The following is a 17,818-nucleotide window of genomic DNA, read 5'->3' on the forward strand; positions in this document are numbered from 1 at the left end:
TCCCCGGAGATTCCTTCCCCATGCCATTCAAATCATTCGACGAACTGCGCGCCGCCTGTCTCGATCTGCCTGCCGGCAGCGATACCGCCGCCAACGCCGTCGCCCGCCGCCAGGACACGCTGACCAAGCCGCAAGGCAGCCTGGGCCGGCTGGAAACTCTCGCCGCCTGGCTGGCGCGCTGGCAGGGTCGCGACATGCCGAAACTCGACCGCGTCAAAGTCTTCGTGTTCGCCGGCAACCACGGTGTGACGGCGCAAGGCGTGTCGGCCTTCCCGTCGGAAGTGACGGTGCAGATGGTGGCGAATTTCGCCGGCGGCGGCGCCGCCATCAACCAGCTGGCCCGCATCGCCGGCGCGGAACTCGACGTCATCCCGCTCGATCTCGATCATCCGACCGGCGACTTCACTGACGTGCCGGCAATGGACGAAAAAACCTTCCTCGCCGCCGTCTCGGCAGGCTACGACGCGGTGACGAACGACCTCGACCTCGTCTGTTTCGGCGAGATGGGCATCGGCAACACCACGCCGGCGGCCGCCATCTCGACCGCCCTGTTCGGCGGCGGCGCTGAAAAATGGACCGGGCGCGGCACCGGCGTCGACGATGCCGGGCTGAAGCGCAAGGTCACCGCCATTGAATCCGGCCTCAAGCGCCACGCCGACGCGCTGTCCGACCCGCTGAAGATCGCCGCCGCCCTTGGCGGCCGCGAACTCGCCGCCATCTTCGGCGCCACGCTCGCCGCCCGCTGCAAGAACGTCCCGGTGCTGCTCGACGGCTTCGTCTGCACGGCAGCGGCAGCGCCCCTGGCGCGACTGCACCCCTCAGGCCTCGCCCACACCATCGCCGCCCATGTCTCGGCCGAATCCGGCCACCGCCGCCTGCTCGAAGCGCTCGGCCTGCCGCCGCTGCTCGACCTCGGCATGCGGCTCGGCGAAGGCTCCGGCGCCTGCCTCGCCGTCAACATCGTCCGCTCGGCACTGGAATGCCATGCGAGGATGGCGAGTTTTGCCGAGGCTGGCGTGTCGGAGAAGTAGCTAGAGCGATTTGACGGGAGGGCGCCGGCCCGAACCTTCACTGACCATCGTCGGGCCGGTCACTGGCATTCCGGGCTGGTGGCTCGAACAGCACGGCCGCTGAAAGATTCCCCACCTGGGGGTTGGCCCGCTGCTTCTGTGGTAGGCTCTTTTTACTGGCACTATTCGCCGCCCTTGCCGACAAAATGTGATTGACGTAACGGTGACCAGGCGCAATCATTACGGATTGTGCAGGGTGAGGGCGTTTTCAATGAAACTCGTTGTCTTTGGCGTAGCAATAGTATTGGCCGTTACCGGAGCAGCTGTTGCGAAAGAGAAGAAAAAGGTGGCCACCGCTCAGGCTACAACCTCGTGTTCTACAGCTCATAAGAAGGCTGGCAGCAAGCCGACCGCGAAACCGGATTGCAAATCGACAGGCACCGTGGTTGCGCGACCGTCAAATAGGGCCGAAAACTTCCTGGATCATTATAATCCGCGCTTAGGGTATGACACCAGTCCGTGGTTTCAAACTGGCTTTAATTGATGGCGGCTTCGGCTTCCGGGCCTTTCTTAATCCAGCGCGGCCTTCCCTCCTTCGCCAAATAGCGCACCGGCTTACCGGCCGCCGAGTTTAAGGCAAACCTGCCCCATGATTGAGGCATGTCGAGGCGCGTCAACGCGTCCGGCATTCAAAGGTCTTCCACCAACTTTTCTAGAAATTTGGTGGGTGCGCACAGGATTGAACTGTGGACCCGCTGATTAAGAGTCAGCTGCTCTACCAACTGAGCTACGCACCCACTCGGCCGGCAAAAACCGGCGTTGGCGGGCATATAGCCGCCGATACCGGTCCTGTCCAGCCCTGCCGGAATCATTTCCCGACAAATCGCTCCGGGCTTCGGTTTCGAGTGTTGCAGCGAAGCAAAAACCAGAGTCGTCGGCGGGACAGCGCCCCCCTCTGCCCTGCCGGGCATCTCCCCCACTTGGGGGGAGATTGGCAGACTTGCCGTTTCGCCTGTCTTTCGGCGTTGGAGATTGGCGAAAGCCAATGCGACATCCGATCTCCCCCCTCGTGGGGGAGATGTCCGGCAGGACAGAGGGGGGCGTGAAGGATCGCCGACAGCGACGATCTCAGCCACGGGCCACTCAAACGAACAGCTTGCCTTCCGCCACCTTTACCGCATGGCCGCCGATGCGCGCCGAGGCCAGTTTTCCGCCCTCGACAGTGAGTTCGAGCCGGATACGCGAAGGGCGGCCCATCTCCAGCCCCTGCTCGATCCACAGCTGCGAAATGCCGTCGGTCGGGCCATCGAACTGCATGATGGCGGCGGCAAAGGCCGCCGCCGCCGACCCGGTCGCTGGGTCCTCATAGGAGGGAGTACCCGGCACGATCATGCGGACATGGAAGGCGCTGTCATGGTTCACCGTCTGGCGGCAATAGACGTACGGGCTGGCGAAGGCCCATTCGCTCTTGCGCGGCGCCAGTTCCGACCAGGCCTGGTTGTCGAGCTTGATCCGGCCGGCAGCCTCCAGATTGGCGACCGGAATGGTGACGTAAGGCACGCCTGCCGACCAGAACGACACCAGGTGATTCTCGAAGCCGATCTCGTGCGGCGCCAGCCCGAGGGCGGCGCCGATCGCCTCCGGGTCGGCATCGAGCTTCAGCGGCTCCGGCAGCTTCACCAGGTCGAACTCGGCAAAGGTGGCGCCATCGTGCCGGCTGACGGCGCAGCGCACCGGGCCGATATTCTCCTCCAGCACGAAGATGCCGGCTTCGCCCTCGCCTGTCAGTTCGGCCAGCGCGATCGCGGCGCCAACTGTCGGATGTCCGGCGAACGGCATCTCATAGTCGGGCGTGAAAATGCGGATGCGGTTGCGATGTTTTGGATTGTCCGGCGGCAGCACGAAGACCGATTCGGACAGGTTGAACTCGCGCGCAATGGCCTGCATGGCGGCTGTATCCAGCCCCTGGCTGTCGAGCACGACGGCCAGCGGATTGCCGGCCAGCCGTTCCGTCGTGAACACATCGTAAAGCAAGTAATTGCGCGTCTGCATCTTGGAAAACCTTCCGCCTCAATCCGAACATGGCCGAAATTTAATTTGATATTCGAACCACCAAGCCTGATCTGTGCACATATAGGGACATTACGCTTTCATAGGGGTCCGGCGTGGACCAGCTTGTCAATCTGCCAAAGACGGAATCGGATTCCGCCATCGAGGCGGCGCTTGGACTTGACCAGAGTGGTGTGCGCAAGACGCGCCGCCGTGGCTGGCTTTACGCGCTGCTGGCGCTGATCGCACTTGCCGGCGGCCTCGCCGGCTACCAATGGTATGCCGGCTCCCCGGCCAAGATCGACTACACCACAACGCCGGCCACCATTGCCGACCTCACCGTCGCGGTATCGGCGACCGGCACGCTGCAGCCCCTCACCCAGGTCGACATTTCAAGCGAACTGTCCGGCATCATCCGCTCGGTGTCGGCCGAAGAGAACCAGCAGGTCAAGAAGGGCGATGTGCTGGCGACGCTCGACAGGGTGAAACTTGAGGTCCAGATCGAACGAGCCGAAGCCTCGGCCAAGGCCGCTGCCGCCAATGTCGAGGACGCCACGGTAACCCTGAAGGAGAACGAAAGCGCCCTCACCCGCGCGGCCGAACTGACCAGGCGTGGCATGGCGACCGATCAGTCGCTCGAGGCGGCGACTGCCACGCGCGACCGCTCCAAGGCGGCGCTCGATAGTGCGCAGGCCAATCTCGCCATCGCCCAGGCCGATCTCAAGGCGCAGCAGACCGACCTTGCCAAGAGCACCATCTATGCGCCGATCGACGGCATCGTCTTGACGCGTTCCGTCGACCCCGGCCAGACGGTCGCCTCCTCGCTGCAGGCGCCGGTTCTGTTCATCATCGCCGCCGATTTGAGGAACATGGAATTGGTGGCGGCGGTCGACGAGGCCGATATCGGCGCGGTCAAACCAGGCCAGCATGCACGCTTCACCGTCGATGCCTTTCCGGAGCGGCCGTTCGACGCCGAGATCCGCGACATCTCCTACGCCTCGGTCACCACCGACGGCGTCGTCACCTACAATGCACGGTTGGAAGTCGACAATAACGAGCTTTTGCTGCGGCCCGGCATGACCGCCACGGTTTCGGTCGTCACCAGGCAGGCCAAGAGCGTGCTCACCGTGCCGTCCACCGCTTTCCGCTACCGCCCGGCGCAGCAGGCCGCGCGCGCGTGGAGCCTCAGCGATCTGTTCACCGGCCGCATGGGCCGTGGCGGCAACCGCCGCCAGCCGGTGAAGGCGCCCACCGACGGCTCACGCACGCTCTATGTGCTGGAGAACGGCCGGCCGCACCCGGTCAACGTCAAGATCGGCTCCACCGACGGCGAACTGACCGAGATCACCTCCGGGCTGGATGAAGGTGCAGAGGTTATCACGACCTCGCAGCTGCGGAGCTGACGCCATGGCCGCGGGCCTCATCGGTTTCGACACGGTCTGGAAGAGCTATGGCCAGGGCGAAGCCAAGGTCCATGCGCTGGCCGGCGTCGACCTCGCCATCCAGCGTGGCGAATTCGTCGCCATCATGGGCCCGTCCGGTTCGGGCAAATCGACCGCGATGAACATCATCGGTTGCCTCGACACGCCGACGGCCGGAACCTACTCCTTCATGGGCATCGACGCCGGGCGGCTCGACCGCAACCGCCGGGCGCTTCTGCGCAATCTCTATATCGGCTTCGTCTTCCAGGGTTACAATCTGTTGCCGCGCACCACGGCGGCGGAAAATGTCGAGCTGCCGCTGATCTATCGCGGCGCGCCGGCCCGCGAGCGCCGCGATCTTGCCATGCAGGCGCTGGCGGAGGTCGGCCTGGTCGGGCGCGAACATCACACGCCGGCCGAACTCTCCGGTGGTCAGCAACAGCGCGTGGCGATCGCGCGCGCCATCGTCACCAGGCCGACGCTGCTCGTCGCCGACGAGCCGACCGGCAATCTCGACACCGCCCGCACGCATGAGATCATGGAGTTGTTGACGCGGCTGAACCGGGAGCTCGGCTTGACCATCGCCATGGTCACCCACGAGGCCGATGTCGCCGATTATGCCGAGCGCACCATCCGCTTCCTCGACGGCCACGTCGCGTCCGACACGGCCAAGTCGGAGTTGGCGTCATGATCTGGGAAACCGTCCGCCTCTCTCTGCGCTCCATCCGCCGCAATGTGCTGCGCTCGTTCCTGACGCTGCTCGGCATCGTCATCGGTGTCGCCGCCGTCATCGCCATGCTGACCATCGGTTCGGGCACCACGGCCAAGGTCAAGTCGGACATCGCCAAGCTCGGCTCGAACCTGCTCGTCGTCCGTTCCGGCCGCCCGGCAGGCACTGGCGGACCAGGCGGGCTCGACCAGGCGGTACGGCCTCTGGCCGACAAGGATGTAGCCGCCCTCGTAGCCCACCTGACCGGCGCGCGCGCCATCGCGCCGGCGTCGCAGAAACAAGTCCGCGTCATCTTCGGCACCGAGAGCCTGACCTCGGGCGTCACCGGCACCGACAGCGCCTATCTCGACGCCCGCGACTGGAAGCTGGTGTCGGGCCGCCCATTCAGCGATTCGGAGACACGCTCGGGCACCGGCGTCTGCCTGATCGGCGAGACGGTGCGCCAGCAATTCTTCGGCGCCGGCGAACCCGAGGGCGAGATCATCCGCGTCAACCGCACCTCGTGCAAGATCATCGGCCTGCTCGAACCCAAGGGCTATACCGGCTTCGGCCAGGACCAGGACAATGTCGTCTTGATGCCGCTTGCCGCCTATCAGCGCCGCATCGCCGGCAACCGCGACATCGACAACATCTACGTCGCCGCCGACGACCGCACGCCGACCACCGAATTGCAGCCGCGAGTCGAGGACATTTTGCGCGACACCCGCCGCATCACGCCGGACCGCGAAGACGATTTCTCGATCCGCGACATGACCCAGATCGCCGACGCCATGGCCAGCGCCACCACCACCATGACCGGCATGCTGGGCGCCGTCGCGGGCGTCAGCCTGCTGGTCGGCGGCATCGGGATCATGAACATCATGCTGGTCTCGGTCACTGAGCGCACCCGCGAGATCGGCATCAGGCTCGCCATCGGCGCGCATGAAAAGCACATCCTCATCCAGTTCCTGGTCGAGGCGACGGTGCTGTCGCTGCTCGGCGGCATTATCGGCATCCTGATCGGCCTGGCGCTGGCCGGCCTCGCCTCGGCAACGCTGGCCATACCGTTTGCGCCGAGCCCGGCGGTCATCCTGCTCGCCGTCGGTTTTTCGGCGCTGATCGGCATGGTGTTCGGCTTCTTCCCGGCGCTGCGCGGCGCCAGGCTCGACCCGATCGACGCGCTGCGCCACGAATAAGCGCCAGATCAGCTCCACCGCAACCAACCGCTATCCACAAGGATGGGTGCTTGTCGACATCGCAATACTTGTTGTCGTCCGGTCTGCGATGCTAATTTTAGAGCAAAGCATCTGGTCAAGGAGTGGCAATGAGCAAGAAGGCGCGGCTGATTCTGACGATGGTGATCATCGAAGGCGCCCTTGCGGGACTTTGGTGGTATCTCGCCCGCTACGGCATGGCCAATCCCGATCGTGTCACCGCCGATTTTCAGGCAGTCGTCGGCCAGACGATGGGCATGGTCATGGGTGGATTGCTGGGCATCGGCGTTATCCTGTTCCTCGTCGCCGCCCGCAACGACCGCAAGGCGGCGCAGAACAATCCGCGCCGTTAGCCCCCGCCACCGCCAAAATGCCACTCGACCAGCGGCTTCATATGCGGTGCCAGCCCTTCCGGCAGGTCGGCGGCGTGGCGGATGATCACCGGCCCCTCGATCTCCGGCTCGGTCTCGGTCGCGACGAAGGCGCCGATGCGCCGCGCAATCTCGTCGGCCGGCGCATCGACGTGGTAGCGGCGGAAGAGGACCGTGCCGGTCGAAGTCGACAGCGCATGGTAGCGCTTGCCGCGCGCAGCGCCTGTCAGGTCAAGCCCGGTCTCCTCGCGCACTTCACGGATCATGTTGAAATCGACATCGACGCGGCCATCGCGAAAATCGATCGGCTCGAACGAGCCGGCAGCGAAGTAGACACTACCGGCCGGGACCGTGTGCGCGCCCATGCGGATCGCCACCAGGGCGTTGTCGCCGGCGACCAGCATGGCGTGACCATAGGCATGCTCGGCGCCCGTCCCCTGCCGGTTCTTTCGCCACAGCAGGAAGGTCGAGTACTTCACAGCGTGACAACGCCCGACGATCCGGTTGTCGCGCCAGGCGAGCGCCGAGAGCAGCACCACCGTGCCGTCGAACAGCGCCGGATTGGCCGTGACCTCGCGCCGCCAGTTGTCAATGATCGCCTGCGCGTTGTCGCGCTCGAACGGATGCGGGCCGGGGTCGAGCCGGACGTCGATTTCGTCGACGGGCAGGATGACGTTGCGCGGCAGGTCGAAGCTCACCGTGCTCAAGCCATGTCCAGGGTAATTGCGACGGGACAATGGTCCGACGCCTTCGGCCGGTCCCAGCCGGCGCGCGGAAAGCGCTCCACCGCCTGTCCGGCCGGAAAGATGGTGCGCCAGGGCTGGCCGTTGCGGATGATGTCGGGAACCGCCGTCGCATTCTTCGCCGCCAGCCCTTTCGACAGCAGGATGTAGTCGAGCTGGCACAGATGCCGCTCCTTCGGCCCGCGCGTGTGGTAGAAACTCCAGCGGTCCATCTCCGGCCGGCGTTCGACGACATTCTCGCAAAAGCCGCCGGCGGTGAGCACATCGATACAGGACTGGCTCTCGTCGATCACCTGGAAGCGGTAGCCGTCGATAGCGTCGCCCTCGATCTTCACCCGCTGCCGGTAGTCGTTCATGTCGCCGCAGATCGCCCAGTTTTTGTCGGCTGCGTGCTCTTTGCCGAAGCGCTCGTCGATGATGCGGCGCACCGCTTGCGCCTCGGCGATGCGCACCGGCATCGTCGCCTCGCGGCCGTCGAGCCCATTGCGCGGCGAGCCCATCGATTTGAAATGGACGAGGTAAAGCGTCAGCGGCACGCCGCCGACCTTGATGTCGACCTCCAGGCAATCGCGCCGGAAGATGCGTTCGTTGGCCAGGTTGCCGAGCGCCTCGAGTTCAGGCGTGTGCAGCCCGAACTGCTCGAACGTGACATAGGCATGGCTGGTCATGCGCACGAATTCGATCGGCTGACCTTGCGCGGTCTCGTTGCGCATCATCACGGCAACGTCGATGCCGCGCGAATCATTGCCGGCGGTGGTGTATTTCTGCCGGTAACCCTCGCCCACCATCTTGAAGAGATAGCCATACTCGAACGCCTTCAGCGCCTCGATGTTGTCAACCTCCTGCATGCAGATGATGTCGGCGCGGGTGGCGGCGATGGCGAGCGCGGTCAACTGGCGCGTATCGTCGGACTGTGCGATGGCGCGCGCCTGCTCCAGCATCCGGTATTCGGCTTCGCTCTGGATGTCGAAAAGCGCCAGCGTGCGGTCTTCGTTGAGCTGGTTGCGGAAGCCCGAGAAATCGAACCTGTTCATCAGGTTTTCGACATTGAAAGTGGCGAGGCGCAGCGACATGGGCTGACCTTTGCCTGCAAGCGCCCATGAAAACAAGGGCTGCTCGTCATGGCTGATGGAACCTTTCCGTTCATCCTCCGTTCAGACGCCAAGGTCCATCAATAGGCCACTTCCCTGGGGTATCCGGGCGTGGGGCCTGTATCACTTGGAGAGTGCAATGAGCTCGCTCTTTTCGTCCACAGTCAAATCCGGGCTGTTAGCGCTCGGTCTTTTCTCGGGTCTCACGGCGCCATCCGCCGCGGGCCCGATCCTGCAGCCGGACTTGTCGGTGCCGGCAAGCACCGCATTGTCTGACATCACACCGGTTCGCGACAGCTGGGCGGGCGGCAATGACCGCCGCTCCTTCAACGATTGGCAGTGGCGCCGCCACGACAGCCGTCGCTTTGCCCGGTCAGGCAACTGGAACAACGGCAATTGGAATGGCGGCAACTGGAACGGCGGCGACAACTGGCGCTGGCGCCATCACCGCCACCATCGCGGCCGTGATTTTGACAGCGGCGCCGCAGCGGTTCTCGGCCTCGGCCTGGGTCTGGGCCTCGGCAGCATCTACAACAACGGCTACTACAATAACGGCTATTACAATGACGGCTACTACGTGCAGCCGGCGCCCCGGCGCTATTACCGCACGCAGCGTCTGTCCAGCGCCCATGTCCAGTGGTGCTACGACCGCTATCGGTCCTATCGGGCCTGGGACAACACGTTCCAGCCCTATGGTGGCCCGCGCCAGCAATGCTGGTCGCCCTACAGCTGAACTATAAACGACAATACACGACGGCGCCGCCCCATCGCGGCGCCGTTTTCATTTGGGAAAGACGGCTGGTCTCGGTCACCGCTAACCATATGTTTATCGGCTCAGCCTATCCGTGATATCGTGCCCCATCTGACGATCGCGCCGATCCGGTCGCGAAGGACGCCGTCATGGCCGACAACGAATTGCGAAACAAACACCGGCAGCGCGTGCTGAAGGGCGCGACGATTCTGACCGGCCTCACCAATTCCGAGGTCAAGTGCACGGTCCGCAACATGCATGCCGGCGGCGCCGAACTGAAAGTCTCGATAGACGCGCGCGTGCCGGACGAGTTCCTGCTCTATGTGCCTGTCGACGGCATCGGCTACAAGGCCATCGTGCGCTGGCGCCGCGACGACCGCATCGGCGTCGAGTTCACCGGCACCGAGCCAAAGCCGCATTGGCACTATGGCTGAGCGTCCTGATCGATAAACCGGCATGAAAGAGCCGGCGAATCGCTCCGCCGGCTCTTTGCTCCCAATCCCGACGACTGCGGGTTAGTTCTTGGCCTTGTCGACCAGCTTGTTCTTGGAAATCCAGGGCATCATGGCGCGCAGCTTGGCGCCGACTTCCTCGATCTGGTGGCTGTCATTGTTGCGGCGGATGCCCTTGAAGCGCGACATGCCGGCGCGGTATTCCTGCATCCACTCCGAGGTGAATTTTCCGGTCTGGATGTCTTTCAGCACGCGCTTCATCTCGGACTTGGTCTCGGCGGTAATGATGCGCGGGCCTGAGACATATTCACCCCATTCGGCGGTGTTCGAGATCGAGTAGTTCATGTTGGCGATGCCGCCTTCATAGATCAGGTCGACGATCAGCTTGACCTCGTGCAGGCACTCGAAATAGGCCATTTCGGGTGCGTAGCCGGCCTCAACCAGCGTCTCGAAGCCGGCGCGGATCAGTTCGACCAGGCCGCCGCAGAGCACGACCTGCTCGCCGAACAGATCGGTCTCGCATTCCTCGCGGAAATTGGTCTCGATGATGCCCGAACGGCCGCCGCCGACGCCGCAGGCGTAGGACAGAGCGAGATCGAGCGCGTTGCCGGAAGCATCCTGGTTGACGGCGACCAGGCACGGCACGCCGCCGCCCTTCTGGTATTCGCCGCGCACCGTGTGGCCGGGGCCTTTCGGCGCGATCATGACGACATCGACGGTCGACTTCGGCTCGATGAGGCCGAAATGCACGTTGAGGCCGTGCGCGAAGGCAATCGCGGCGCCGTCACGAATGTTTGGCGCGATTTCGTTTTTGTAGATGTCGGCCTGCAGCTCGTCAGGCGTCGCCATCATCATCAAATCGGCCCATTTGGCAGCGTCCGCCACGCTCATCACCTTGAGCCCGTCGGCCTCGACCTTCTTGGCGGTCGCCGATCCCGCCTTGAGGCCGATGGCGATTTCCTTGGCGCCGGAATCCTTGAGGTTGAGCGCGTGCGCCCGGCCTTGGCTGCCATAGCCGATAATGGCGACCTTCTTGCCCTTGATTAGATTGAGATCGGCGTCGCGATCGTAATAGACACGCATCTTTTGCTTCCTTCCCACAGAGATTAGAGGCCTTGCGGCCCGGTTTTTGCTCCATAAAGAGCGAGAAACTGCTGCGTCGCCCGGACGGCATCGCCGCCGATCGCCGCTTCAGTCAATTCCAGCCTGTCGCCGAGCAGCAGACGGATCTGCACGTCGCGGGCGACCAGCCCGAAAAAGGTCCGGAACGCCATTTCGGCGTCCGTAAAGTCGAGCAGCCCGGCCTGCTTGCCGGCAAGCAGCACCGGCTTCAACCGTCTGGCCAGCGCGAAACGGCCATTCTCCAGCACGATCGCGCCGAGATCGTCCTTTCCGGATCCGGCATGGCCGACCGCGACGCGGTTCAGCGCGATCGAGGTATCGCTCGAAATCACCTTCAGCCAGTCCGAGGCGAAGCCTTCCAGGCTTGCCGTCAGCGAGGCAAGGTCGAGCCGCTCACCGTCGACCGGCACCACGCGCACTTTCGATGCCTGCCACTGCACGGTCGCCGTCAGCAGTCCGTCGCGGTCGCCGAACCATTTGTAGAGCGTTTCCTTCGAGCAGCTGGCGCGGCGCGCCACCGCCGTCATGGTCAGATTGTCGCCCTCCTCGACCAGCAGCCGCAAAGCCGCGTCCAGGACGGCCTTTTGCCGCTCTGTCAGCACTTCGCTGGTATCGATCTCGGCCCTTGCCTGCAACAATTTCCTGCCCATTCGATGAGGTCGCCGGGTCGCCTCAAACGGCGTACCGTACGTTACGGTTCGGCATATTGCGCAATCCTATGCTCGACGCAAGGGGTCAGGTAGAAAAATCGTCGACGTGAGAGCCGCCGAGCAAACCACGAGATTCTGACGGATCAATCATCGGCGGGCGGATGGCGCAGCTCTCCAAGCAGGCTCGCCAGTATCTTCAGCTCCTCCGCGGAGAGTTTTGCGCCGACCAATTCCGCAATCGACCGTCCATAGACAGCCCACATCCGTCGCCGCGTCTGACGGCCCTTGGCCGAGATGCGGATGGTCTGGCCGCGGCCGTCATCGGCAACCCTGAGCTTCTCGACCAGTCCGTCGGCCTCGAGGCGCGCCAGGAGCCGCGAGATGTTGTACTGCGCAAACAGAGTGCGCTCGGTCAGCTGGAATGGCCGCAGCCCGCCCTCGCCCGCCTCGGCGAGTTCATGCAGCACGTCATACCAGTCGAGCGGCGGCAAGCCGCTAGTCTTCAAAGCCTCTTCCGCCTTTTCGATGAGCTGGCGCGAAACCCGCATCAGGCGGGCCCAGGCCTTGACGGCTTCGGGCGAAGGCGTGGTTGTTTTGGTCATGACCCACCCTAGGCGATAGATGCAGTTGCATCAAGCTTGACGGTCAATGCACTAGCATCAAGCTTGACGATCGATGCACTTGCATCTATATGCATGCAATTGCATCAATCCGGGAAAGATCCATGAAACACGAAATCTGCAAAGTCGCCGACGTCCCACAGACGGGCAGCCTGATCGCGCCATTCTTCGGCCGCGAGGTCCATGTCTGGCGCAGCGGCGAGCGTGTCCGTGCCGCCGCCAATGTCTGCCTGCATTTCGGCGGGCCGCTCGACTGCAAAGACGGCAAGCTGGTCTGCCAATGGCACGGTGCCGCCTTCGATATGGAAAGCGGCGATCGGCTTGAAGGTCCGGCGCCAAAAGCGTCGCGACTGATGTTCCTGTCGACGCGCGTCGACGACGGCGCGTTGAACTATGTCTGGGGAGAGTGACATGCCTGAGAAGAATGAAATGCCTGGCAAGCTCATTCTCGTCAGCCATCATCTGTGCCCCTATGTGCAGCGCGCGGCTATCTCGCTGGCCGAAAAAGGCGTGCCGTTTGAGCGTGTCACCATCGACCTCGCCAACAAGCCGGACTGGTTCAAGGCGATTTCGCCGCTGGGCAAGGTACCGCTGCTGATCCTCCAGGCGAATGGCGAGGAGACGGTGATCTTCGAATCCGCCGTCATTCTCGAATTCCTCGAGGAGACGCAAGCCAATCCTCTGCATCCGGCCGACGCCTACGCCCGTGCCCGGCATCGCGCCTGGATCGAGTTCGGCTCGGCGACATTGAACACCATCGGCCGGTTCTACTCGGCATCGACGGAGGCCGCCTTCCTGGCGGAATCCGCAGCGCTGTCAGCCATGTTCGATCGTGTCGAGAACGAATTGGCCGACCAGGCCGGACCGTGGTTCAGCGGCCAGCGCTTTTGCCTCGTCGACGCCGTCTACGGCCCGGTCTTCCGCTATCTCGACGCCTTCGACCGGATCGGCAATTTCGGCCTGCTGGACGGGAAGCTGCGGGTCCAGGCCTGGCGCAAGGCGTTGAGCGAACGCGCCTCGATCAAGGGTGCCGTGGAGCCGGACTATCCGCAGCGGCTGCGTCTATTCCTGCGTGCGAGAAATTCGCTTCTCTCGACCCTGATCCCGCCGGATGATCTGGCCAGTGCACCTCCTCTAGCCCGATCCGCCTGAACGGATCGATCAGCGTGCCGGCCACCATCGAGGCAAGCACGCTTGGCACTGGCGGGATTTTGGCGATGGTTGCCACCAGCCTGTCGCGGAAGAAGGGCAGCATCGTGCCGTCCGACTGGTAGAACGGCGTCAGCGCCAGCGACAGCAGCTGGAAGATTCGGACATGCCATCGCCGCGCCCGGGCGTAGCTTTCCAGCGCTGCCTCGACGTTGCCCGTCTGTGCCAAGGCATGGCTGAGCGCTGCCGCGTCGAGCAACGCCATGTTGGCGCCTTGCCCGAGCTGCGGGCTGGTCGAATGCGCGGCATCGCCGATCACGGCCAGCCTGCGGCCGGCCGGCAGCTTCATCGTGTGGTGGCCGTAGCGCGCCAGCGACAGCTGGTCGAAGCTGTCGATCTGGCTGGTGAACGCCTCGCACTGCGGCCACAGCGAGACCAGTCTCGCCTTCCAGGCGTCGAGCCCTGCCGCGCGCACGTTTTCGGCATCCGCCGGCTTCAGGCTCCAGAAGAACGCCGCCATCTTTTCCGCGCCCGGTTCCAGTCGGCCGATCGGCAGGACGCCGATCATCACGCTGGCCTTGTCGTAGCGCTGCAGCAGCGCATTTTCGTCGAAGCCTTGGCGCCAGCCGAGCGAGGCCCAGAACGCGCCGTAAGTGAGCTGCCGCGGCTCGGCCGGATCGTTGAGGCACCGGCGCAGCTTCGAACGCGAGCCGCTGGCGTCGACGACGAGGTCGAACGGCCCTGCCCTGCGGCCCTCCACCGTTCGGCTCTTGTCGAAGATCAGGCTTGCCCGCTCACCGACGTCCAGCGCCTCGATCTCGACACCGGTTTCCATGGCGATGCCTTGGCGCTGCGCGGCGCGGAACAACATGTTGAACAGCGCCGCCCGGTGCACCGCCAGCCCGAAGCGGCCGCCAGGCTGCGCGTCGTAGCGCACGGCGAGCACGGTGCGGCCGCTCGAGGCATCGGCGCCATGCAGACGCTCGATGCGGCTCCCCAGCGCCAGAATGTCGTGGAGCAGGCCGAGATCGGCGAGCACGCTCAGCCCGGTCGGCTGCAGGATCAGTCCGGAACCGACGGGCTTGGGTTCCTCGAAACGTTCGAAGATGGTGACGTTGTGGCCCGCGCGCTTGAGATAGAGCGCGGTGGCGAGCCCCGCCGGGCCGGCGCCCGCAATCGCGATGTCGAGAGATTTTTCCATTGCCCGCCCAACTACTGGCCGGACACTCCTTCAGCGCCATTGTCAAATCAAGCCTTTGCTGCATGGACCAAAATATCAGCCACCGGCGTCGAAGGCAGCGCGCGCCTTGCGCACCGCACCATGGTTGAGTTCGGCCCACAGGATCAATTGATGCAAGGCGCCGAACATCGAACGGCCGAGATCGGTCAGGCTGTATTCGACGCTTGGCGGCTTGGTCGGGAACACTTCGCGATGAACAAAGCCGTCGCGCTGCAGATCGTGGAGCGTCTGGGTGAGCATGCGCTGCGAGATGTCGGGCACCAGGCGCCGCAACTCGCCGAAACGATAGGGCTGCTCTGCGAGCGCCGCCATCAGCAGCGAACTCCATTTGCCGTTCACGCCCTGCATCACGTCGCGAACCGGGCAATCGGCAATGTTTGCGCCATCGCTGGTGGCTTTGAATATATTGAGCTTGGTTCTCAGATTGACGACCTTGCCGTCCATGGCTGCTGGTTCCCTGGCGGTGCCTACCTCCCTAAAAACTGCCTTCTTTACGGTGGCCGGTCAATTCTTATTTTAGTGCTGGTCTCTTTTTGAGACTGTCAGAAGCACCCGCCACCCGGCGCAATTTCAGGATCCCCCATGACCGCAACCCTTCTCGTCACCGGCGCTTCCGGCCAGCTTGGCCGCGGCGTCATCAACCACCTGCTGGACACATTAAAGGTCCCCGCAAACCGCATCATCGCCACCACCCGTACACCCGCCAACCTTGCCGATCTGGCGGCGCGCGGCGTCGTCGTCAGAGCCGCTGACTTCAACGACCCGCAATCGCTTGCCGAGGCCTTCGCGGGAGCCGACCGGGCACTCGTCATCTCGACCAACGAACTTGAGGTACAGGGGAAGCGGCGCGAGCAGCAGCTTGCGGCGGTGACGGCGGCCAAACAGGCTGGCGTCGGCCACCTGCTGTACACCTCGATGCCCAACCCCGAGCCTGGTTCGCCGGTTGTTTTCGCGCCCGACCACTACGACACCGAACAGGCGATCAAGGCGAGCGGCATCCCCTACACGATCTTCCGCAATGGCTGGTATAACGAGAACCTGTTCATGGCGTTGCCGCAGGTTCTGGCATCGGGTCAGTGGTACACCTCCGCCGGCGACGGCGCCATTTCCTACGGCACGCGCGACGATTTCGCGGCGGCGATCGCAGCGGGGCTCGCCTCGGACAGCAGCGAAAGCGCGACTTACACGCTGACCGGCCCCGGTGCGTATACGGCTGCCGAAGTGGCGGCGTTGGTCACCGAAGTCACCAGCAAGCCGATCCAGGTCATCCAGCTTTCCGACGAAGCCCTGACCGAGGGAATGAAGTCGGCCGGCCTGCCTGAACCCTTCGCCAAGGTGCTGGTTTCATTCGACGCCGCCGCCCGCGCCGGTGACCTCGGCATGGTGACCGACGCGGTCGAAAAACTCTCCGGCCGAAAGTCGGTGCCGCTGAAGCAGTTTCTGGAGACGAACAAGGCTGCACTGGCCGGCTGAAAGCTGCCGTTGCGGGACGCCGAGCCCTTAAGGTTCGGCGGCCTCCCGCACAATTACCTACGTCGCTTGACCAGTCCCAGCCGGATCAGGCTTTCGCCCGTGGCAATCAAAGCATCTTCGCGCGAGCGTGGCGCCCAGCCGAGCACGCGCACCGCCTTGGCGTTGGTGGCGTTCTTGATCTTGCCCAGTTCCGTTGCGAGTTGTGCCGCTTCCGGATTGAACAGCCCGATGATGCGCACCAGCCAATCGGGAAACTCCCGCGTCGAGACGCGCGACGCCGCCGGCCCGAGCCGCGTCTTCAGGGTCTGCGCGATCTCGCGCACCGTCATGAAATCGCCGGCGACAGCGAGGAACCGTTCGCCCTTGGCGGCGGGGTGGGTCATGGCGCGAACATGCAGATCCGCCACGTCGCGCGCGTCGACGACGCCGAAGGACAGGCGCGGCAGCCCAGGCACGGCGCCGTTCAGCATGCGCTGGACAAATTCGGTCGAGGTCGAATGGTCCGCGCCGAGCACCGGTCCAAAGATGCCAACGGGATTGACGACCGCAAGCTCCAGCGCGCCGCCCTGCTCGGCGATGAAATCCCAGGCCGCGCGCTCGGCGAGCGTCTTGGACTTCACATAGGCGCTGACCTTGCCTGCCGGATCGGTCCAGTTTTCCTCGTTGAAAGGCTGCCCATCCGCGCGCATCTTGCCATAGCCGACGGCCGCGAAGGATGAGGTGAGCACGACGCGCCTGACCCCGGCATCCCGCGCCGCCCGCAGCACGCGCAACGCGCCCTCGCGCGCCGGAAGGATCAGGTCATCCTCATGCGTGGGCACGCCGGGCGGAAAAGGCGATGCGACATGCAGCACGTAATCGCAGCCGGCCACCGCCGCCGGCCAGCCTGCGTCGGCCATCAGATCGGCATGGGCGAATGAAAGGGCGTCACCGGGCTCCGTGCCACCTGCCTTGAGCATGGCGAGCACATCGGCTTCGCGCCTGGCCGATCGCACGGAGGTGCGGACGCGGTAGCCGGCCTTCAACAGTTCGAGGATGCAGTGAGCGCCGAGGAAGCCGGACCCGCCGGTGACCAGCACCAATTCGCCGCTCATATTAGCCTCCTCGACGATTTATCCGTTCGAGACCCTCAGATCGCCACCTGCGTGCCGATCTCGACCACACGTCCGGTCGGGATCTGGAAATACTCCGTCGCATCGGCCGCCGAGCGGGCGAGCCCGATNCCGATCTCGACCACACGTCCGGTCGGGATCTGGAAATACTCCGTCGCATCGGCCGCCGAGCGGGCGAGCCCGATGAACAGCTTGTCCTGCCACACCGGCATGCCGGAATTGGGCGATGCCTTGAGCGAGCGCCGCGACAGGAAGAACGACGTCGTCATGATGTCGAACTTCCAGCCCTGCTTGCGGCAGATCGCCAGCGCGCGCGGAATGTTGGGCTGCTCCATATAGCCGAAGGTCAGCGTCACCCGCATGAACAACTCGTTGACTGTCTCCATCTTGACCCGCTCGCTGTCGGGCACCAGCGGCTGCGGTGCGGTGACCACCGACAGAATGACGTTCTGCTCGTGCAGCACCTTGTAGTGTTTCAGGCTGTGCATCAGCGCTGTCGGCGCGCTTTGCGGATCGCTGGTCAGGAACACGGCGGTGCCGGACACCAGCTGCGGCTTCTTCTTCAACAGATTGCCGGCGAGGAAATCGAGCGGGATTTCGTTGCGCCGGGTCTTGTCGAACAGATAGCGGCTGCCGCGCAC

At 64.2% G+C, this 17,818-nt stretch carries 20 protein-coding genes, 1 tRNA gene and 2 pseudogenes; 11 read left to right on the forward strand and 12 right to left on the reverse strand.

Annotated elements, in window-relative coordinates; translation table 11 throughout:
- The first annotated feature begins 20 nt into the window (after positions 1-20).
- A complete protein-coding gene (gene cobT / locus X756_RS140805) occupies positions 21-1,031 on the forward strand; it encodes a nicotinate-nucleotide--dimethylbenzimidazole phosphoribosyltransferase (protein ID WP_023731247.1) in 1,011 nt (336 codons plus the stop codon).
- A 250-nt stretch (positions 1,032-1,281) separates the two neighbouring features.
- The gene (locus X756_RS1000000168965) at positions 1,282-1,554 is read left to right on the forward strand and encodes a hypothetical protein (RefSeq protein WP_155923157.1); all 273 of its coding nucleotides are present in this window, start codon (positions 1,282-1,284) and stop codon (positions 1,552-1,554) included.
- Here the strand turns inward: X756_RS1000000168965 and X756_RS1000000168970 are convergent.
- The 3 genes from X756_RS1000000168970 to X756_RS140795 all read right to left on the reverse strand — a co-directional run bounded on the left by X756_RS1000000168970 (position 1,547) and on the right by X756_RS140795 (position 3,062).
- The gene (locus tag X756_RS1000000168970; protein ID WP_023731248.1) at positions 1,547-1,699 is read right to left on the reverse strand and encodes a hypothetical protein; all 153 of its coding nucleotides are present in this window, start codon (positions 1,697-1,699) and stop codon (positions 1,547-1,549) included. The genes X756_RS1000000168965 and X756_RS1000000168970 overlap by 8 nt on opposite strands.
- A 32-nt stretch (positions 1,700-1,731) precedes the next feature.
- Positions 1,732-1,807: transfer RNA gene (locus tag X756_RS140800), tRNA-Lys, on the reverse strand.
- A gap of 346 nt (positions 1,808-2,153) precedes the next feature.
- Positions 2,154-3,062: a PhzF family phenazine biosynthesis protein gene (locus X756_RS140795; protein ID WP_023731249.1), complete on the reverse strand. Its 909-nt coding sequence runs from the start codon at positions 3,060-3,062 to the stop codon at positions 2,154-2,156.
- A gap of 113 nt (positions 3,063-3,175) precedes the next feature.
- Here X756_RS140795 and X756_RS140790 point away from each other — a divergent pair, with 113 nt between their 5' ends.
- The 4 genes from X756_RS140790 (at position 3,176) to X756_RS140775 (ending at position 6,756) form a co-directional block, all read left to right on the forward strand.
- Positions 3,176-4,462 (forward strand): efflux RND transporter periplasmic adaptor subunit, encoded by a 1,287-nt coding sequence (locus tag X756_RS140790; RefSeq protein WP_023731250.1) that lies wholly within the window; start codon positions 3,176-3,178, stop codon positions 4,460-4,462.
- 4 nt (positions 4,463-4,466) lie between these two features.
- Complete coding sequence (locus tag X756_RS140785) at positions 4,467-5,171, forward strand: ABC transporter ATP-binding protein (protein WP_023685174.1); 705 nt, start codon at positions 4,467-4,469, stop codon at positions 5,169-5,171.
- A complete protein-coding gene (locus tag X756_RS140780) occupies positions 5,168-6,385 on the forward strand; it encodes an ABC transporter permease (protein WP_023685173.1) in 1,218 nt (405 codons plus the stop codon). Before X756_RS140785 ends, X756_RS140780 begins: the two co-directional genes overlap by 4 nt.
- Positions 6,386-6,513: 128 nt before the next feature.
- Positions 6,514-6,756: a hypothetical protein gene (locus X756_RS140775; protein WP_023690325.1), complete on the forward strand. Its 243-nt coding sequence runs from the start codon at positions 6,514-6,516 to the stop codon at positions 6,754-6,756.
- Here the strand turns inward: X756_RS140775 and X756_RS140770 are convergent.
- Positions 6,753-7,472, reverse strand: coding sequence for a hypothetical protein (locus X756_RS140770; protein WP_023731251.1), 720 nt, complete (start codon positions 7,470-7,472; stop codon positions 6,753-6,755). The two genes, X756_RS140775 and X756_RS140770, sit on opposite strands and share 4 nt — an antisense overlap.
- Positions 7,473-7,477: 5 nt before the next feature.
- Positions 7,478-8,590, reverse strand: coding sequence for an endonuclease/exonuclease/phosphatase family protein (locus X756_RS140765; protein WP_023712688.1), 1,113 nt, complete (start codon positions 8,588-8,590; stop codon positions 7,478-7,480).
- A gap of 157 nt (positions 8,591-8,747) precedes the next feature.
- Between X756_RS140765 and X756_RS140760 the strand changes: the two genes are divergently transcribed.
- Both X756_RS140760 and X756_RS140755 read left to right on the forward strand, forming a co-directional pair.
- Complete coding sequence (locus X756_RS140760; protein ID WP_023731252.1) at positions 8,748-9,341, forward strand: BA14K family protein; 594 nt, start codon at positions 8,748-8,750, stop codon at positions 9,339-9,341.
- A gap of 167 nt (positions 9,342-9,508) precedes the next feature.
- Complete coding sequence (locus X756_RS140755) at positions 9,509-9,793, forward strand: PilZ domain-containing protein (RefSeq protein ID WP_023685169.1); 285 nt, start codon at positions 9,509-9,511, stop codon at positions 9,791-9,793.
- A gap of 81 nt (positions 9,794-9,874) precedes the next feature.
- Here X756_RS140755 and ilvC read toward each other — a convergent pair whose 3' ends face one another.
- From ilvC to X756_RS140740, 3 genes are all read right to left on the reverse strand, one after another.
- Entirely contained in the window at positions 9,875-10,894 is a 1,020-nt protein-coding gene (gene ilvC / locus X756_RS140750) for a ketol-acid reductoisomerase (protein ID WP_023731253.1), read from the reverse strand.
- Between the two features lie 23 nt (positions 10,895-10,917).
- On the reverse strand, positions 10,918-11,583 hold the full coding sequence (locus X756_RS140745; protein ID WP_245264573.1) for a TetR/AcrR family transcriptional regulator: 666 nt from the start codon (positions 11,581-11,583) through the stop codon (positions 10,918-10,920).
- A gap of 143 nt (positions 11,584-11,726) precedes the next feature.
- Positions 11,727-12,185 (reverse strand): MarR family transcriptional regulator, encoded by a 459-nt coding sequence (locus X756_RS140740; protein ID WP_023731255.1) that lies wholly within the window; start codon positions 12,183-12,185, stop codon positions 11,727-11,729.
- A 122-nt stretch (positions 12,186-12,307) separates the two neighbouring features.
- Here X756_RS140740 and X756_RS140735 point away from each other — a divergent pair, with 122 nt between their 5' ends.
- Entirely contained in the window at positions 12,308-12,613 is a 306-nt protein-coding gene (locus tag X756_RS140735; protein ID WP_023731256.1) for a Rieske (2Fe-2S) protein, read from the forward strand.
- A gap of 1 nt (position 12,614) precedes the next feature.
- Entirely contained in the window at positions 12,615-13,355 is a 741-nt protein-coding gene (locus X756_RS140730; protein ID WP_023731257.1) for a glutathione S-transferase family protein, read from the forward strand.
- On the opposite strand, the pseudogene X756_RS140725 reads toward X756_RS140730, so the two are convergent.
- Together X756_RS140725 and X756_RS140720 are read right to left on the reverse strand one after the other, a co-directional pair.
- Positions 13,321-14,553: pseudogene (locus X756_RS140725) on the reverse strand (NAD(P)/FAD-dependent oxidoreductase); the annotation flags it as partial. The gene X756_RS140730 and the pseudogene X756_RS140725 sit on opposite strands and share 35 nt — an antisense overlap.
- 75 nt (positions 14,554-14,628) lie before the next feature.
- Entirely contained in the window at positions 14,629-15,036 is a 408-nt protein-coding gene (locus tag X756_RS140720; protein ID WP_023690335.1) for a helix-turn-helix domain-containing protein, read from the reverse strand.
- A 138-nt stretch (positions 15,037-15,174) separates the two neighbouring features.
- Between X756_RS140720 and X756_RS140715 the strand changes: the two genes are divergently transcribed.
- Positions 15,175-16,065 (forward strand): SDR family oxidoreductase, encoded by an 891-nt coding sequence (locus X756_RS140715; RefSeq protein WP_023731259.1) that lies wholly within the window; start codon positions 15,175-15,177, stop codon positions 16,063-16,065.
- Positions 16,066-16,118: 53 nt separating this feature from the next.
- Here the strand turns inward: X756_RS140715 and X756_RS140710 are convergent, their stop codons facing one another.
- Complete coding sequence (locus tag X756_RS140710; RefSeq protein ID WP_023731260.1) at positions 16,119-17,159, reverse strand: aldehyde reductase; 1,041 nt, start codon at positions 17,157-17,159, stop codon at positions 16,119-16,121.
- A gap of 129 nt (positions 17,160-17,288) precedes the next feature.
- Positions 17,289-17,818: pseudogene (locus tag X756_RS140705) on the reverse strand (KUP/HAK/KT family potassium transporter); the annotation flags it as partial.

Origin of the sequence: Mesorhizobium sp. LNJC405B00 (genome assembly GCF_000502615.1) — a bacterium.
GTDB lineage: Bacteria > Pseudomonadota > Alphaproteobacteria > Rhizobiales > Rhizobiaceae > Mesorhizobium.

Bases quoted from the DNA above. Each gene is read 5' to 3' on its own strand.
- X756_RS1000000168970 (WP_023731248.1), bottom strand. From the start codon at position 1,699: ATGCCGGACGCGTTGACGCGCCTCGACATGCCTCAATCATGGGGCAGG.
- cobT (WP_023731247.1), top strand. From the start codon at position 21: ATGCCATTCAAATCATTCGACGAACTGCGCGCCGCCTGTCTCGATCTG.
- ilvC (WP_023731253.1), bottom strand. From the start codon at position 10,894: ATGCGTGTCTATTACGATCGCGACGCCGATCTCAATCTAATCAAGGGC.
- X756_RS1000000168965 (WP_155923157.1), top strand. From the start codon at position 1,282: ATGAAACTCGTTGTCTTTGGCGTAGCAATAGTATTGGCCGTTACCGGA.
- X756_RS140720 (WP_023690335.1), bottom strand. From the start codon at position 15,036: ATGGACGGCAAGGTCGTCAATCTGAGAACCAAGCTCAATATATTCAAA.
- X756_RS140710 (WP_023731260.1), bottom strand. From the start codon at position 17,159: ATGAGCGGCGAATTGGTGCTGGTCACCGGCGGGTCCGGCTTCCTCGGC.
- X756_RS140730 (WP_023731257.1), top strand. From the start codon at position 12,615: ATGCCTGAGAAGAATGAAATGCCTGGCAAGCTCATTCTCGTCAGCCAT.
- X756_RS140785 (WP_023685174.1), top strand. From the start codon at position 4,467: ATGGCCGCGGGCCTCATCGGTTTCGACACGGTCTGGAAGAGCTATGGC.
- X756_RS140715 (WP_023731259.1), top strand. From the start codon at position 15,175: ATGACCGCAACCCTTCTCGTCACCGGCGCTTCCGGCCAGCTTGGCCGC.
- X756_RS140765 (WP_023712688.1), bottom strand. From the start codon at position 8,590: ATGTCGCTGCGCCTCGCCACTTTCAATGTCGAAAACCTGATGAACAGG.
- X756_RS140760 (WP_023731252.1), top strand. From the start codon at position 8,748: ATGAGCTCGCTCTTTTCGTCCACAGTCAAATCCGGGCTGTTAGCGCTC.
- X756_RS140740 (WP_023731255.1), bottom strand. From the start codon at position 12,185: ATGACCAAAACAACCACGCCTTCGCCCGAAGCCGTCAAGGCCTGGGCC.
- X756_RS140795 (WP_023731249.1), bottom strand. From the start codon at position 3,062: ATGCAGACGCGCAATTACTTGCTTTACGATGTGTTCACGACGGAACGG.
- X756_RS140755 (WP_023685169.1), top strand. From the start codon at position 9,509: ATGGCCGACAACGAATTGCGAAACAAACACCGGCAGCGCGTGCTGAAG.
- X756_RS140745 (WP_245264573.1), bottom strand. From the start codon at position 11,583: ATGGGCAGGAAATTGTTGCAGGCAAGGGCCGAGATCGATACCAGCGAA.
- X756_RS140780 (WP_023685173.1), top strand. From the start codon at position 5,168: ATGATCTGGGAAACCGTCCGCCTCTCTCTGCGCTCCATCCGCCGCAAT.
- X756_RS140775 (WP_023690325.1), top strand. From the start codon at position 6,514: ATGAGCAAGAAGGCGCGGCTGATTCTGACGATGGTGATCATCGAAGGC.
- X756_RS140735 (WP_023731256.1), top strand. From the start codon at position 12,308: ATGAAACACGAAATCTGCAAAGTCGCCGACGTCCCACAGACGGGCAGC.